The organism is Microbulbifer variabilis (genome assembly GCF_056232115.1).
Genome location: NZ_CP174325.1, coordinates 1718862 through 1733623, shown reverse-complemented (window position 1 = coordinate 1733623; position 14762 = coordinate 1718862). Strand labels below are relative to the sequence as shown.

The 14762-nt window shown below is 54.1% G+C and carries 15 protein-coding genes and 1 riboswitch; of the genes, 2 read left to right on the top strand and 13 right to left on the bottom strand.

The genetic code is table 11. The annotated features are described in order from the left end of the window. Positions 1 to 4 precede the first annotated feature (4 nt). Entirely contained in the window at positions 5 to 670 is a 666-nt protein-coding gene (narL, locus tag ACJJI7_RS07610; protein WP_026305122.1) for a two-component system response regulator NarL, read from the bottom strand. Positions 671 to 868: 198 nt separating this feature from the next. Between narL and ACJJI7_RS07605 the strand changes: the two genes are divergently transcribed. Beyond that, complete coding sequence (locus tag ACJJI7_RS07605) at positions 869 to 2482, top strand: MFS transporter (protein WP_020413715.1); 1614 nt, start codon at positions 869 to 871, stop codon at positions 2480 to 2482. Between the two features lie 54 nt (positions 2483 to 2536). Here ACJJI7_RS07605 and ACJJI7_RS07600 read toward each other — a convergent pair whose 3' ends face one another. The 12 genes from ACJJI7_RS07600 to ACJJI7_RS07545 form a co-directional block, all read right to left on the bottom strand. Then, entirely contained in the window at positions 2537 to 3739 is a 1203-nt protein-coding gene (locus ACJJI7_RS07600; protein ID WP_444902371.1) for a hypothetical protein, read from the bottom strand. A gap of 99 nt (positions 3740 to 3838) precedes the next feature. Continuing rightward, entirely contained in the window at positions 3839 to 4957 is a 1119-nt protein-coding gene (locus ACJJI7_RS07595; RefSeq protein ID WP_444902372.1) for an ATP-binding cassette domain-containing protein, read from the bottom strand. Then, positions 4957 to 5679 (bottom strand): molybdate ABC transporter permease subunit, encoded by a 723-nt coding sequence (gene modB, locus ACJJI7_RS07590; RefSeq protein WP_444902373.1) that lies wholly within the window; start codon positions 5677 to 5679, stop codon positions 4957 to 4959. Before modB ends, ACJJI7_RS07595 begins: the two co-directional genes overlap by 1 nt. Beyond that, a complete protein-coding gene (gene modA / locus ACJJI7_RS07585; RefSeq protein ID WP_444902374.1) occupies positions 5676 to 6458 on the bottom strand; it encodes a molybdate ABC transporter substrate-binding protein in 783 nt (260 codons plus the stop codon). The genes modB and modA overlap by 4 nt, the downstream gene beginning before the upstream one ends. Next, positions 6443 to 6922, bottom strand: coding sequence for a molybdopterin synthase catalytic subunit MoaE (gene moaE, locus ACJJI7_RS07580; protein WP_444902375.1), 480 nt, complete (start codon positions 6920 to 6922; stop codon positions 6443 to 6445). Before moaE ends, modA begins: the two co-directional genes overlap by 16 nt. Before the next feature lie 10 nt (positions 6923 to 6932). Continuing rightward, a complete protein-coding gene (gene moaD, locus ACJJI7_RS07575; protein ID WP_444902376.1) occupies positions 6933 to 7178 on the bottom strand; it encodes a molybdopterin converting factor subunit 1 in 246 nt (81 codons plus the stop codon). Positions 7179 to 7199: 21 nt separating this feature from the next. Beyond that, on the bottom strand, positions 7200 to 7691 hold the full coding sequence (gene moaC, locus ACJJI7_RS07570; RefSeq protein ID WP_020413722.1) for a cyclic pyranopterin monophosphate synthase MoaC: 492 nt from the start codon (positions 7689 to 7691) through the stop codon (positions 7200 to 7202). Positions 7692 to 7694: 3 nt separating this feature from the next. Next, on the bottom strand, positions 7695 to 8237 hold the full coding sequence (gene moaB / locus ACJJI7_RS07565; protein WP_444902377.1) for a molybdenum cofactor biosynthesis protein B: 543 nt from the start codon (positions 8235 to 8237) through the stop codon (positions 7695 to 7697). A gap of 2 nt (positions 8238 to 8239) precedes the next feature. Next, positions 8240 to 8839, bottom strand: coding sequence for a molybdenum cofactor guanylyltransferase (gene mobA, locus ACJJI7_RS07560; RefSeq protein ID WP_444902378.1), 600 nt, complete (start codon positions 8837 to 8839; stop codon positions 8240 to 8242). Between the two features lie 4 nt (positions 8840 to 8843). Further along, complete coding sequence (moaA, locus tag ACJJI7_RS07555) at positions 8844 to 9821, bottom strand: GTP 3',8-cyclase MoaA (protein ID WP_020413725.1); 978 nt, start codon at positions 9819 to 9821, stop codon at positions 8844 to 8846. Beyond that, positions 9810 to 9960, bottom strand: a riboswitch (molybdenum cofactor riboswitch). Its footprint overlaps the gene before it by 12 nt. A 217-nt stretch (positions 9961 to 10177) precedes the next feature. Next, on the bottom strand, positions 10178 to 11401 hold the full coding sequence (locus ACJJI7_RS07550; protein WP_020413726.1) for an alginate export family protein: 1224 nt from the start codon (positions 11399 to 11401) through the stop codon (positions 10178 to 10180). A gap of 141 nt (positions 11402 to 11542) precedes the next feature. Then, entirely contained in the window at positions 11543 to 12844 is a 1302-nt protein-coding gene (locus tag ACJJI7_RS07545) for an MFS transporter (protein ID WP_444902379.1), read from the bottom strand. Between the two features lie 421 nt (positions 12845 to 13265). Here ACJJI7_RS07545 and ACJJI7_RS07540 point away from each other — a divergent pair, with 421 nt between their 5' ends. Further along, positions 13266 to 14741 (top strand): NarK family nitrate/nitrite MFS transporter, encoded by a 1476-nt coding sequence (locus tag ACJJI7_RS07540; RefSeq protein ID WP_020413728.1) that lies wholly within the window; start codon positions 13266 to 13268, stop codon positions 14739 to 14741. Positions 14742 to 14762: the final 21 nt, after the last annotated feature.

Here is a 14762-nt window from a genome sequence, read left to right as displayed (position 1 = left end):
CCGGTCAGTGCGCCCGGTCCTGGGACTCTGAACGCTTTTGGTTGACCATCCACACGGCAGCTTCCACGCGGGAGCGCATCCCCAGTTTCTTCAACAGATGTTTGACGTGTACCTTCACGGTTGCATCACTAATATCTAACTCGCGGGCAATCAATTTGTTGCTGAGGCCATCAGCGATCAACTGCAATATCTGGTATTCGCGGCTGGTAAGGGTAGAGAGAGTATCTGCACCGGAGTTATCTGGCTTGCGTAGGGCCGAAGCAAGGATCTCCGTAAGGCGCTGGCTGATAGCGAGCTTGCCGTGGGTGGCCTGGATCACCTGGTCGAGAATATCTTCCGGTTCCATATCCTTGAGAAGATAACCATCGGCACCGGCGCGGATACAGGACACCACGTCGGCATTGTTATCGGAAACCGTCAGTATCACGATACGCGAGGAGACATCGGCAGCCCGCATCGCCCGTAGGGTATCTAGCCCATCCATACCGCGCATATTCAGGTCCAGCAGAATAAGGTCCGGCTCATACTGCTTGGCCAACTCCAGCGCTTCCTCTCCGCTGCTGGCTTCAGCCACCAACTCCAAACTGGGCTCCATGGCAAACAGCTGCTTGAGACCTTTGCGGAACAGGGGGTGGTCATCGACCATCATTACCGTGGCAGAAGAAGTCATGGGAGATCCTACTTCATTGGTGAGAATTGGTTTAAATCTGAACAGTGACTTTACCATAGCGTCCATTGGCTGCGCTTACCCCTAAAGAGGTAGCTATTACGCGCGGGAGCAAAAGGGTTACTTACTGTTGGTAATTGAGCAGGCTAAATCCCCGGCCCATAGTGGCAGCACGAATCATTTCGAGGAGGAGTGGCCGCCGTGTCTGACATCTACGAGTGGGCCCCGGAGGACAGCAAATTCTGGCAGTCCAAGGGCAAGAAAATCGCAAACCGGAATTTGTGGATATCCATTCCCAGTTTGCTGTGCGGCTTCGCCGTGTGGCTCTACTGGGGCATTATTACCGTTCAAATGCTCAACCTCGGCTTTCCCTTCGCCAAAGCCGACCTGTTCACCCTGATGGCTATCGCCGGTCTTACCGGTGCCACCCTGCGAATACCCAGTAGTTTCTTTATTCGACTGTTCGGTGGACGCAACACCATCGTATTCACCACCGCCCTGTTGATGATCCCCGCCCTCGGCACCGGTATCGCGCTGCAGAGCAAGGAGACCCCACTGTGGGTATTCCAGTTGCTGGCGCTGCTGTCTGGTATCGGCGGTGGTAACTTCGCCTCTTCCATGTCCAACATCAGCTTCTTTTTCCCCAAGGAAAAGCAGGGGCTGGCGCTTGGCTTGAATGCAGGACTGGGTAACTTCGGTGTTACCACCATGCAGATCCTGGTACCGCTATTTATGACCTTCGGTGCCTTTGGCGCTGCCGGCGGCGATCCCATGACCCTGGTGAGCAGCTCTGGCTCCCTGATTGGCAAGGTACCCGCCGGTTCTGAAGCGTGGATTCAAAATGCCGGTTTTGTATGGCTGCTGTTCCTGGTACCGCTAGCCTTTATTGGCTGGTTCGGTATGAACAACCTGCGCACCGAGGAAGTTACCCCGGATGTAGGCAGTTCTCTCGGCGCCATGGTGAAGATGACCATGATGCTGGGAATCGGCCTGTTCACCGCCATCGTGGGGCTGTGGTTGCTCTTACCTGAAGCGGCAAACGGTTCTGGTTGGGGCGTGCCCAAGGAAATCGTGCTGGTGCTGGTAATCACTGCCACCGTGTTCGGCTTGAAACTGTTGCCCGGTGAGATCAAAACCAGCCTGCAGCGTCAGTACCGTATCTTCAACAACAAGCACACCTGGGTGATGAGTGTGATTTACACCATGACCTTCGGCAGCTTTATCGGTTTCGCTGCGGCTTTCCCGCTGGCTATCAAGGTGATCTTTGGTTACAGCCATGTAATGGTGGACGGGGTTATGACCCACGATACCATCAACAACAATGGCCCCAGCGCCCTGATGTACGCCTGGATGGGCCCCTTTATCGGCGCCCTGATTCGCCCAGTAGGTGGTTGGATCTCCGATCGTATCGGCGGTGCCCTGGTCACCCAGATCTGTGCAGCGGTAATGGTGGGTAGCGCCCTGGGGGTGGCCTACTACATGAAGGCTGCCTACGGCTCAGCCACTCCGGAAGAGTTCTTCCTGCCCTTCTTCCTGCTGTTCCTGCTGTTGTTCGCCGCTACCGGTATCGGCAATGGTTCTACCTTCCGCACCATCGCCATGGTGTTCCCGAAAGAGCAGGCAGGTCCGGTATTGGGATGGACCTCAGCCGTTGCCGCCTACGGTGCCTTCTATATTCCCAAGGTTTTCGGCGAGCAAATCAAAGCCACTACCCCGGAATATGCACTGGCAGGTTTCGCCATCTTCTACGCGGTATGCCTGGTGATTAACTACTGGTTCTACCTGCGCAAGAACGGCGAATTCTACAATCCTTAATTCGGTTTCACTCACGGGATACCGTTGATTCGGGGAGGTTTTACCTCCCCTTTTTTATTTCACCTGAATCAATATCGGCGTTATATCCGAGCCTTCAAGTAAGCTGGCAATCAGCTTTTTATCTGAATCCCGATGATAATAAATTGTCACTTCATCCAAATCTTCAACGGTCGGCATCGTCGGGCATAGATGCCTGGCAATAGCTCTGCACATCTGCTCATAAAAATCTAAATCGTGCAACTTATCCAGATAAATATGGCCCCCGGCGATATCCTCAGCACTGACCGTATAGTTGTAACCTACGGACGGCTGAAAATAGTAGGCCTGCACAGTAATAGACCCATTTGCATTTTCAGTGACTTCGTATTGGACAGGTCTGCCACGGATATTCTGTTGGTACCCAACAAGATCCTCCGCAACTGAGGCAAGACTGTCATCCGTCTCAATAGTGCTCTCTATTTCACTGTAAGCCTGGTGGATAGCCTCAAAGCAGCTCAAGCAAGACGTAACATCGGCTTCTTGCAGCTCTGGCAGCAGTTCAGTCGCCATGGCTTCAAGCAATTGCACCAGCTTTTCTGCCGAGATGGCGTCGCGAAAATAGTAAGAGCCTTCTCTCTCAATCGCCGACTGGAAGATGTTTAGCTTGCGCTCCGGGCAATAGAAATCGAGGTGGTAGAGAGGCTGTTCTGGATCGGAAGTGTGGTTATTCAGCTCTACCTTGCCCAAATACGGGATAAAGAAGGTAAAGGACCAGTACTCCGGGCAGCGAATAAATCGCCGGCAGTGCTCTTCGATATAACCGGGCAAATATTGAAGGTCAAAGAAATTGGCCAGATGATAGTTACCACCACCCTGGTATTCCGCTATGGAGTCATAGTTATAAAAGGGGTGCTCGCCGTGGAAATCTATCTTAACCCTCTGTCCACTGGCTGCGCGGCAAGCCAGATGAAAGTACAAGGCATCGTCTTTGTAAGTAGAGTGGATAACGATAGCATCGCCCTTTCGGCAAAGCAGATAGCGGAAAGCATCGATCCGGTAGGGCTCACAATCCTCAAGTAGCTCGGCAATTTCCAGCTCACCCGATTCCAGGCGGCTTACTCGATAGTTGTGCCCGCCTTCTTCTATGCAGCGAATAAGTACTGGGTGTAGATCCTCAATGGTCACAGCTTTCGCTACAGGTAAGCCCTCGACCTGTGCTTTTTCCCGGTAAAACTTATCGCCCTCGTTAAAGAGAGAAATTCCCAACACAACGCCCATAGGAGCACCAATTATTAGCTAGTATTCAAACTTAGCAAAAAAATTGCCAGGGTTTTAGGGATCGAAGAAATGCACTCTCAGAAATTGCCCTGGAACTACTTACAAACCGGCAAGACTACCGGCCTTAAACTGGGCAAAGTAGGTAGTGCCTTCACGCAGTTCTAGGCGCTCGCAGGAGAGACGGGAAATATCTGCGTAGAACACCTGATCAGCAGCGGCTAACTGTAAGCGTATGCGGCCATCGGTAAGGTTCTGCTTAGCAACTAAAGTTACCGGCAGGCAATTGAGGATACTGGACAGGCCCGGCCTCTCTACACTGAGGCTGATATCTCCAGCTTCCAGCAGAAAAGCGGCGGTATCGCCTTTGCGATAATGGCCTGCCACCCTATCTGCAAAGATGGAAATCCCACCTAAATCCAAAGTGAGTAAACCATCGTTTAGAGATTCCACTCGCGCTTCAATCCGGCTGCGACAGCTATCCCCTACGCCGTGGCTATCCAGGCGCTGGGCAACTTCAGGTAAAGGAAGTGGCGCGGACAAATTGGCAGAATCCATCCATAAACAGCGCTGGGCCAGCAGCTGGATTTCATCAAAGTCGTGACTGGTCCAGATTACCAGCGCCGGATATCGAGCCCAGAAATCCCGTAGGGTCGGCAATAGGCGCCGCAGTACTTGGGCGCGGTCAACCGCTGATAGTGGCTCATCAAATAATTGCAGCGGCGCATTATTAAGAAGCTGGCGTAATACAGCCACACGCTGGGCCTCTCCACCAGACAATAGCTCTACCGGCTGATGGAGTAGCGGTTCAATACCAAAAGCCTTTAGCAGCCGATCACACTCTTCCTCGGGCAATGGCCTGCGGCTGTAACGGCGGGCCAGTGCCAGGTTATCTGCCACCGACTGGCCGGCAAACAGGCGGCTGTCCTGAAAGCCCAAAGAAAGCGTTCTTTTGTGGGTAGCCAGGGCGCGGCGTCCGCGCTGCCAGACTGTATTGGCAAAAGTGATATTGCCACGGCAATGGCGCTGGCCAGCCAGGGCTGCCAACAATGTACTCTTGCCGCTGCCGGAGGGGCCGGTAAGACCAAAAATCCCAGAGGCAGGCAGCTCTAATTGCCAGGGAGCCGCAGCATTAAGCGGAGTCACCAGCCCTGTAACACTCAATCCGGTGGAATCAGAAATGGTAGACGCAGTACCGAATAGGGGTAAGGTGATTTCCATTAACCCAGCACCCCCATTACCGGTTTAGCGCGCTCACTGTCTAATCCACGTGGAGCCAATCTATGTCCCAACCAACGGGCAGCGAGTAGCAGTACGGTAGTAATTCCCATCAACATCAAAGCCAGACGATGCGCCGCACCGTATTCCATCGCCTCCACATGTTGATAAAGAGCAATGGAAACTACCTGGGTCTCACCGGGAATAGCGCCACCAATCATCAGCACTACCCCAAACTCACCCAGGGTATGGGCAAACGTTAAAGCACAGGCACTCACAATAGCGGCGCGACTCGCCGGTAAAAGAACTTTTAATAATGCCACCCAGGGCGGAATACCCAGTGCTGCGGCAGCCTGGGTCAATCGCTGGCCATTGGCATTAAACGCGGCTAGCAACGGCTGCACCATAAACGGCAGGGAATAAATCACTGACGCAAACACCAGGCCAGTGAAGGAAAACACCAGCGGGCCATCAAAAAGTTGTGACAGCCACTGCCCGGAGGCATAGTTGGGGGAAAATAAAAGCAGTAAATAAAAGCCCAAAACCGTGGGTGGCAGTACCAGCGGCAGGGTAATTAATACTTCTATACCGTGGCGCCAGCGGCTCTGCCATTGGCTCAACTTCCAGGCCAGGGGCACGCCGATAATAAATAGCAGTAAAGTAGTTAAGCCGGCCAATTTTAAAGTTAGCCACAGGGCCTGCCAGTCGGCAGCGGCGATATTCATAAGCCACTCCCTCCATCTCTACTTCGATCTTGAGTTGGCAAAACACCGTAACCCAAGTGGTATAACTGCGCCTGCACTTCCCCTGAACGCAAATAGTCAGCGAGGGATTGTGCCTCTTTAGGTCGGCGACTCTGGGTGGGAATCAGCAGCTGCTGTTCAATGGGTTTGTACAAATGCTGCGGCAACAACCAGTAGTTATCGCGGCCGGCCGCTTGCATCTGGCTGGCGGCGACAAAGCCCAGCTGCGCATTGCCGGAATCCAGCATTAAATAGGCTTGACCTGCATTGTGGGCCCGGGCTAATTGAGTTTGTTTTTTCTTCCACAAATCCAGGCTTTGCAGCGCTTGCCGGGCGGCACTGCCGAAGGGCGCTACTTTCGGATCGGCTAATACAATTTTATTGGGCCAGGTTTGCAGTAGCTGTTCGATATTCGATTCCGATTTTGGGTGCCAAAGTGCGAGTAAACCCAGGGCGTAAGTCTGGCGACTGTTGCCCAGTGCCCCGCCCTGCTTTTCCAACCGTTCAGGTCGCTCGCGATCGGCGGACAGGAATAAATCGAAGGGCGCGCGGTGCGCTATTTGTTGGTAGAGCACCCCGGAGCTGCCACTGCTGATTTGCACCACACAGGCATGGCGACGCTCAAATTCCGGCAGTACCTCTTCCAGTGCCGGGCGAAAGCTGGCCGCTACCGCCACCCGCAAGGTGCAGTTATCCGCATTAACCGGTAGCGCGATGGCCACCAGTAAAGCGGATAGCAGCGGGCTCAGCCGACGGACCACTTTTCCATCTCCGCAGCATCGCTGGCCCGGGCTTCAACCCAGCGCTCTGAAGGCTTACCGGACTCATCCGCAACCGCTTCGCGCTTCCAGAAAGGCGCCTCAGTTTTGAGGCGATCCATGATGTATTGGCAGGCGGCAAAGGCGGCCTGACGGTGGGGGCTGGTAACGCCGACAAAAACAATCTCGTCGTTGATCTGCATGGGACCAACACGGTGGACGATAGTCACACGGCCCAGGGACCAGCGATCGCGGGCATCATTGATAATCTGCTGCAGGCTTTTTTCCGTCATGCCCGGATAGTGTTCCAGGGCCAGGCTGCAGACATCACTACCGGCATTGAAGTCCCGCACCGAACCCACAAACAGGGCGCAGGCACCATCACCACTGTTGCCCTGCAGCGCGGTATATTCAGCCGCTACGTCGAGGGGCGTTTCACAGACTTCAATACAATCAACGGCTTTCATATTGGCACCACTAGCCGCCGGTAACCGGCGGGAAAAATGCAACTTCATCCCCAGCCTTCACCTGGGCTCCGGTTTCTACCAGCTCCTGGTTCAAGGCCATGCGGATATCGTCTCTTTGCAGGTGCGGGCTCCAATCCGGGTGCTGTTCACATAGGGTTTTGCGCAACTCGCTGAGACTGCCGGAAAAGTCCGGCAGGGTAGTCTCGCCCATGCCCAGTTGCTGGCGCAGACGCGCGAAAAACAGAACCTTTACCATCGCTTTACACCTCTGAAATTGTTACGCCTTGTCCGCAGCATCGCCGCGCCAGTGGCCGCGCTTACCGCCGGTTTTTTGCAGCAGGCGGGTCGGGCCGATTTCCATCGCCGGGTCCACGGCTTTGCACATATCGTAAATGGTCAGCGCCGCTACCGAAGCTGCGGTTAACGCTTCCATCTCTACCCCGGTGCGCCCGGCTAAGCGGCAGAAAGCGGTGATATGCACACTGTGTTTTTCCGGCTGTAATTCGAAATCCACCGCTACCTTGGTTAGTGCCAGTGGATGGCACAGGGGAATTAAATCCGAGGTTTTCTTGGCAGCCTGGATACCGGCGATGCGAGCTACAGACAAGACGTCGCCTTTCTTGTGCGCCCCCTCGCTCAGCAGTGCAAAAGCCTCTGCACTCATACAGATGCTGCTCTCGGCCAGGGCGCTGCGGTCAGTGATGTCCTTCTCGGTAACATCCACCATGCTGGCTTCGCCGCGCTGGTTTAAGTGGGTTAACTGACTCATGAATTACCCCCGGCTCTCGCAGGGCGCGCTGGCAAAGCGCACATGGGGGATAAAGTTACAGGGCTTGTGGCGGGCATCCAGCTGCTCCAGCAATATGCCTTCCCAAGCCGTGCGGCAGGCTCCGGTGGAACCGGGCATACAACATATCAGCGTGCGATTCGCGAGGCCGGCAAGCGCGCGGGATTGCACGGTAGAGCTGCCGATATCCCCCAGGGAAATATGGCGGAACAGCTCGCCAAAGCCGTCGACAGTCTTATCGAACAGCGGACTCAGGGCCTCCGGCGTGGAGTCGCGATCGGTAAAACCGGTACCGCCGGTCACCAATACCACCTGCACTTTCGGATCGGCAACCCAGGCGGAGACCAGCGCGCGCATCTGATAAACATCGTCCGGGGTAATGCGCTTATCCGCGAGCTGATGGCCGGCAGTTTTAAGGGCTTCCACCAGGTACTGGCCAGAGGTATCAGTCTGCTCGTTGCGGGTATCGGATACGGTAAGTACCGCGATATTGAGCGGTACAAATTCTTTGCTAGCGTGTGCGGACATAATCAGTGGTCTCTCAAAAAACTGTTTTCTGGAGTTTTATCCGGCGTACTCAAGCCGAGATAATCTGCCGGCGTATTGATATTGCGATGCCAATCGCCGGCACTTTTTATGGGTATGGATTTGGCCCCCAGGTGACGCAACAGTGCGCCGACAGAATTGCGCGCACTGCCCTCAACGGCGCGGCGCAAATAATCCAGGCAATCGCCATTTAAAGGCAGCCACAGGGGGAAAAAGAATTTTTCAAAATAACAGGGCCGGCCACTTGTCTGCCCTTCAGCCAATAACTCTGCGAGATGCTCCCGCCCGAGCAGGGGCATATCTACCGGAATCACCAGGGCCGCATCGGCACCGGTTGTCAGGGCCACCGAATAAAGGCCGCCCAGTGGACCCCGCTCTGGCACCAGGTCTTCAATCGCTCCGGGGCGGGCGCCGCTGGTGACGACTTTTGCCAGCGGAAGCTCACTCAGCAATGCCTCAGCATGCTGCAAGAAATTGCCCCGTTGGGGGTGGGCCAGCAATGCCTTATCACGGCCCATCCGGCTGGAGCGACCGCCGGCCAGCACCACGCCGATTGTCGATTTACTAACAAGAGCCCTGGCCATAACCCTAGCCCCCCAGCATCGCCAGATTGCGGGTAGCGCCGGTAAAACCTTCGTGCAGCTGGTGGCCTGCGGTCTTATCCACAATCAACTCGCGGATATGAGCTGCCAGCGCCTCGCTATCGCCATCGGCGATGATTTCGCGCATATCAAAACCCTGGTCCGCAAACAGGCATAGGTGCAACTTGCCCTGGGCCGATACCCGCAGGCGGTTGCAGCTTGCACAGAAGTCTTTGCCGTAAGGGGTAATCAGGCCGATACGACCGGCGTAATCCGGGTGGAAATACTCCCGCGCCGGGCCGGCATCGCGGGTGCGGATCACCTGCTCCCAGCCTTCCCGCAGCAACAGGGTTTCTATATCGCCGCCGGAGACATGGTTGCTGGCGAAGAACTCGCGGTTATCGCCGGTACGCATTAATTCAATAAAGCGCAGGGTCACCGGAGTCTCGCGAATCCAGGCGAGGAAATTATCCAGCTCGGCCAGGTTGTACTGGCGCATCAGCACTGCGTTGACCTTGGTATCGATACCCAAGGCCAGGGCGCGATCCAGGCCGGCTAAGGCTTTATCCAGGCGATTGTGCCCGGTGATATGGTGGAATTGAGCCGGGTCGAGGCTGTCGATACTGACATTCACCTGATCCAGGCCGGCGCGGTGCCAGTCGTCAATCTGACTGGGCAGGCGGTAACCGTTGGTGGTGATGGCCAAGCGGCGAATCTTATCGCTAGCGCGCACGGCTTCGAGCAGCGGCACCAGGTCTTTGCGCAGGGAGGGCTCCCCGCCGGTAAGGCGTACCTTTTCCGTACCCAGGGAAGCGAAAGCGCGCACCAATGTGCCCACCTCAGCCACTGAGAGAGGATTTTCCCCTTCCAGGGAACGTCCGCAACCGATGCCCTCAGGCAGGCAATAGTTGCAGCGGTAGTTGCAGATGTCCGTCACGGACAGGCGCAGGTAGTAAAACCTACGGCCAAAATTGTCTTGTAACATTAAACGCCTTTCCAATTTCGGGAGGCCGCGCAGTTTCCCGCTAGACCCTGGTGGCCGGTACGGCCACGGTCCCGGCACCTTGTAGCGACAATAAAAATCAGCGCTGTTTAGGTAGCGGGACTCGGTGTTTAAACTGATGTCAGTGTATCAAGCTGGTTAATTTATGCTTGGGGCAAAGGTGGTACTCCTTAGGTACTCAAAGTGATGCCAACCGTTAAGGGAAATAACATCACAAAATGGAAATTCAGTGGGCAGAATTACTAAAAACCGAAAAATTCCTCTACAGAAATTGATCGGTTTTTACAGGGAAAACCCCGGCGGAGCCGGGGGCCTCGCTATGGAGCTGCTTTATTTAATTAGAAATTGGCGGTCACCATTAACCAGAACTTGTCGGTATCCACCTTGTGGTCGTCAGCCTGATAAGAGGCGTATTTCACCAGTGCAGAAATTTCCTCTGTCAGCTTGCGCCCGTAGCTGATATTCCACTCATGGCCATAATTTGCGGAACCTTCATTCGCATCAAAATTGTGATAGGCCATATTCAAGTTACCGCCGGCTATTTTCATAGCGCCGCTGATGTACATATCCTCTATGCCATCACCGGGGGTTGTCAGGAACTGGTCGGTGTAGCCCTGGAATTTATGCAGGGTAGCCAGAGGCGTTCTGAAACCGACACCATTATCGGAACCCAATACTTCATAACCGAGTTTCGCAGTGACCGGGCCCAGGTCGGTACCCACTTCTGCCAGGTAGTAGTCCGCACTGTAATCGAAGGTGTTATCTCCAATATCGTTCTGGCGTGCATAACTCAGATTGGCTTTTACAGGGCCGAAATTCCCTTTGTAGTCCACCCCATAAGTGCGGCTGGCATTTTCAACGAAATTCTCTAAATCCAGGTTGTAAACGAAACCGCTGACTTTGTGGTTTTCAGCCACCGGGTAGCTGGCATGGAATAACTGGATATTGCCTTCAAATTCAGCGCCGGCGCTATCTTCACCAAAAATCCGGTTTACGTTGTACACATAGCTGTAGTCCAACTGCAGACTGTCAGCGCTACCATACTGATAACGTACGCCGTCGTAAGTCTGCTCGTTCTGCCTCCAGCCAACACCACCGACAAAGCGCTGGCCATCCAGGTTAATACGCTGACGACCGGCAGTGACTACGGAATTTTCACCGTTATAGCGGATATAGGCCTGGTTAACCTCGGTACCATCTGGATCGGCCACAACCGGGTAATTGGTTTTACCATTGACGGTAGAGTTGTAATTATCGTTGCCGACTGAAGTAACATCGTCCATCTCTAGGAAACCGCTGAAGCCGCGGTAGCTGCCGCTGCGCCAGTTGAGGCGGGTTCTCAGAGTGGACGCGGTTGCGTCTCCATTAATACCATCCTGGTCATAATCTTCCTGGTCGACGATCTCCACGCGATAGCGCAGATTCAACCCGACCTCACCGGATTTTAGCGCGTCGACAAGAGTGGCATTTTCACCATCCTGCGCAGCGGCCTGCAATGCGACAGTGCTGCAGGCACCCAACAGTAAAGCACCGAATATTTTGGGGAATCTGGAAATGGTCATTACGCTTTTCCTTTGCAACAACGGAGTGAACAGTGACAAATTACAATTTTTCAGACGTGGTTGAAACCACAGTTTTTTCAACAGAAAAAATCATTACCCCCTACCTTCTACGCACACATAATTCCATTTTGGTAGTGGGTACTACCTATCTGGCAAAGCCGCAGAGTTACTCGCATCCTCATGCAAAAAATTATTTTGCTGAGCGAAAGCCAAACGCTGTTGATGATGCTCTCTCTGAATTGCCAGGTACATTACCAACATACAAACTGCCAGCACACCATAGAGCAACATAAACGCAGCACTGTGAATACCCACTAAATCCTGTGCGATACCAAACAGCACTGGCAGGGTAAAACCACCCAGCGCACCGATTGTGGCTACAGTGCCACCGACACTGCCCATATGTGCCGGAAAATTATCGTGTAGCGCCTTGTATACCGAGGCGCGACCAAACCCCTGGGCAATGCCAATCACCAGTAACAACAAGGTAAACAACTCAATGCCCACCTCGATATTTAGATGCACATCCCGTTCCACCCCATGAATCGTCATACTGGTTGGGGGGTAACTGAGGAAAAAAAGGCATACCAGACAAGTCCAGAAAACACTCCAATTCACCGTGCGCGCACCATAGCGATCTGCAAACCAGCCACCCAGGGCACGCAGTGAACTGGACAGGGCCACAAACAGCAGTGTCAGAGCCATCGCCACCTGTGTACTCACTTCGTACACCGCCAGGTAGTAATTCGGCAGCCACAGTAAAAGTGCGAGAAAGCTGCCGAAGACAAAATAGTAATAGAGCCCATAGCGCCACACCTTGATCTGCATCAGTGGTCTTAGGTGATTGTGAATATCCACCTTGCTGCGGCTGCGCATATAGCGGGTTTCTTCAGGTGCACAAAATTCGAATAGCACCATCATGATCACTATACCAATACCGTAAATCGGCCCGATCCATTCACGCCCCAGCCAATTTTGGATCGCCGGCGCCAGGGCCAGGGTGATGGCTGCCCCAGCATTGCCTGCACCAAAAATGCCCATTGCCGTGCCCTGCTGCCTCCTTTCGAACCATGGGTTGATATAGCGAATACCCAACACGAAGGAGACTCCGGAAATCCCCAACCACAAACCGGCCAGGAGGTGCGCACCGTAACTCTCGATATAGGGCAAGAGTAAAAGTACCGGCAGCAGTAATAGCATTTGCAAGAGGATGAGTTTTTTTGCAGAGAAATATTCCACCATCAACCCGGCGGGAAAACGCAGTAGCGCACCGCTTAAGATCGGCGCGGCCAGCAAGATGCCGTATTCTGTAGCTGAGAGATCCAGCTGCTCGCCGATTTCCACTCCGAGCACTGCATAGAGTGTCCAAACAGAAAAGTTTGCGGCAAACATGGCCGAGGCAAATATCAGCGCACGTCCGGCGAGTTGCTGTGTATATTGCACGGCAGTTTTCTCCCAATTTTTTCAATTTTTCGGAAAATATATTTGGCCATCACGCCGATACCCCGAACGGTAGTTACTCCCTTCACAGACAGAAGCAGTAAAAATACAGTAACGTTTGCATGATTGTTCGAAGCCACCTGCTTGCAAGATGCACAAAAACCCTAAGGCCGACAATTACTCCCAAAAACCTTTCGGTGATAAGACAATTTTTCGCTACTACTCACCATGGGGTAGTTAGCAAGATATTCACGATGCTCACCACTCCAAAGCACTAATCCAAAGGGATTACTCCACACCATTCGGATATCACTACCTCCCCTGGCTACCCCTTTTGCGCGCTTTTCCTGTGACGCTGCTCAAATACTATCGACCATATCCCTATCCACCTGTAAAAATTTCTGAGAAGCCGGAGAAAATAGTCATGAGTCAATCCAGCGGCCTCAATTTATTTAATTGGGGCGATCCCAAAATAAAGACGCTGCACGTTACCTGGTTTGCGTTTTTCCTGACTTTCGTGGTGTGGTTCTCCCACGCTCCGCTGATGGTCTTTATCAAGGAAGCGTTCGACCTCACCAGCCAGCAGGTAAAAGCCCTGTTAATCCTTAATGTGGCACTCACCATCCCCGCCCGAATCATTATCGGTATGCTGGTGGATAAATTGGGGCCGCGCCTGGTGTACAGCGGTCTGCTGATGACCTCATCTTTAATCTGTTTAGGCTTCGCCACCGCAGACAGTTATGAGTCCCTGGCCCTGTTCCGCTTCCTGCTGGGATTTGTGGGTGCCGGCTTTGTAATTGGTATCCGCATGGTGGGTGAATGGTTCCCAGCCAAGCAGGTAGGTCTGGCTGAAGGTGTTTACGGCGGCTGGGGGAATTTCGGTTCTGCTGCCGGTGCCATGACCCTGCCCACCATCGCCCTGCTGTTCGGCGGTGAAGACGGCTGGCGCTACGCCCTGGGCCTCACCGGCATCATCGCCGGCCTGTACGGCATCATCTACTACCGCGTTGCCCGCAATACCCCTAAAGGCTCCACTTATTTCAAGCCGAAAAAAAGCGGCGGCCTGGAAGTGACCAGCAAGCGGGATTTCTACTTCTACCTGCTGATGAATGTGCCCATGTACCTGGCACTGGCAGCGCTGGCTTACAAACTGTCTCCCAGCGGCGTAGCCCTGCTGAGCCAGAATGCCACCTACGCAATGTGGGGACTGCTGGTAGCACTGTTTGCCTTCCAGACCCGCATGATCTGGAATGTAAACAAAGATCACCTGCGTGAAGGCGTGCCCGAGCTGGAGAAATACAACTTCAAGCAGGTAGCTATCCTCGACCTGGCCTACTTCGTCACCTTCGGCTCAGAGCTGGCCGTGGTTTCTATGCTGCCCCTGTTCTTCCTGGAAACCTTTGAAGGATTGAGCCCGGTGAAGGCCGGCCTGCTCGCCTCTGGCTTCGCCTTTATGAACCTGGTGGCTCGCCCAACCGGTGGATACTTCTCTGACAAACTGGGACGCCGCCGCAGCCTGATGTTCCTGATCGGCGGCCTGGCAGTGGGTTACTTTGTACTGAGCCAGATCAACGGCGGCTGGTGGATTCCCGCTGCGGTAGTTGCCACCATGTGCTGCTCTTTCTTCGTGCAGGCCGGTGAGGGTGCCGTATTCGCCGTCGTACCCCTGGTGAAGCGTCGCATGACCGGGCAGATCGCCGGTATGGCCGGAGCCTACGGCAACGTGGGTGCGGTTACTTTCCTTACCGCCCTGTCTTATGTCAGCTACAGCCAGTTCTTCCTGATTATCTGCGGCGCAGCAGCGGTGATCTTCTTCGCCTGCCTGTTCCTGGAAGAGCCCAAAGGCAATATCGCCGAAGTGCTACCGGATGGCACAGTGCAGCTGATCAGCGTGGAGTGATCCGGAAAGGGTGATCTTAAA

What these genes read in the sequence shown, in the direction of transcription:
- narL (WP_026305122.1), bottom strand. Translation starts at nt 670, where the DNA reads ATGACTTCTTCTGCCACGGTAATGATGGTCGATGACCACCCCCTGTTC.
- ACJJI7_RS07600 (WP_444902371.1), bottom strand. Translation starts at nt 3,739, where the DNA reads ATGGGCGTTGTGTTGGGAATTTCTCTCTTTAACGAGGGCGATAAGTTT.
- ACJJI7_RS07595 (WP_444902372.1), bottom strand. Translation starts at nt 4,957, where the DNA reads ATGGAAATCACCTTACCCCTATTCGGTACTGCGTCTACCATTTCTGAT.
- modB (WP_444902373.1), bottom strand. Translation starts at nt 5,679, where the DNA reads ATGAATATCGCCGCTGCCGACTGGCAGGCCCTGTGGCTAACTTTAAAA.
- moaE (WP_444902375.1), bottom strand. Translation starts at nt 6,922, where the DNA reads ATGAAAGCCGTTGATTGTATTGAAGTCTGTGAAACGCCCCTCGACGTA.
- moaD (WP_444902376.1), bottom strand. Translation starts at nt 7,178, where the DNA reads ATGGTAAAGGTTCTGTTTTTCGCGCGTCTGCGCCAGCAACTGGGCATG.
- moaC (WP_020413722.1), bottom strand. Translation starts at nt 7,691, where the DNA reads ATGAGTCAGTTAACCCACTTAAACCAGCGCGGCGAAGCCAGCATGGTG.
- moaB (WP_444902377.1), bottom strand. Translation starts at nt 8,237, where the DNA reads ATGTCCGCACACGCTAGCAAAGAATTTGTACCGCTCAATATCGCGGTA.
- mobA (WP_444902378.1), bottom strand. Translation starts at nt 8,839, where the DNA reads ATGGCCAGGGCTCTTGTTAGTAAATCGACAATCGGCGTGGTGCTGGCC.
- moaA (WP_020413725.1), bottom strand. Translation starts at nt 9,821, where the DNA reads ATGTTACAAGACAATTTTGGCCGTAGGTTTTACTACCTGCGCCTGTCC.
- ACJJI7_RS07550 (WP_020413726.1), bottom strand. Translation starts at nt 11,401, where the DNA reads ATGACCATTTCCAGATTCCCCAAAATATTCGGTGCTTTACTGTTGGGT.
- ACJJI7_RS07540 (WP_020413728.1), top strand. Translation starts at nt 13,266, where the DNA reads ATGAGTCAATCCAGCGGCCTCAATTTATTTAATTGGGGCGATCCCAAA.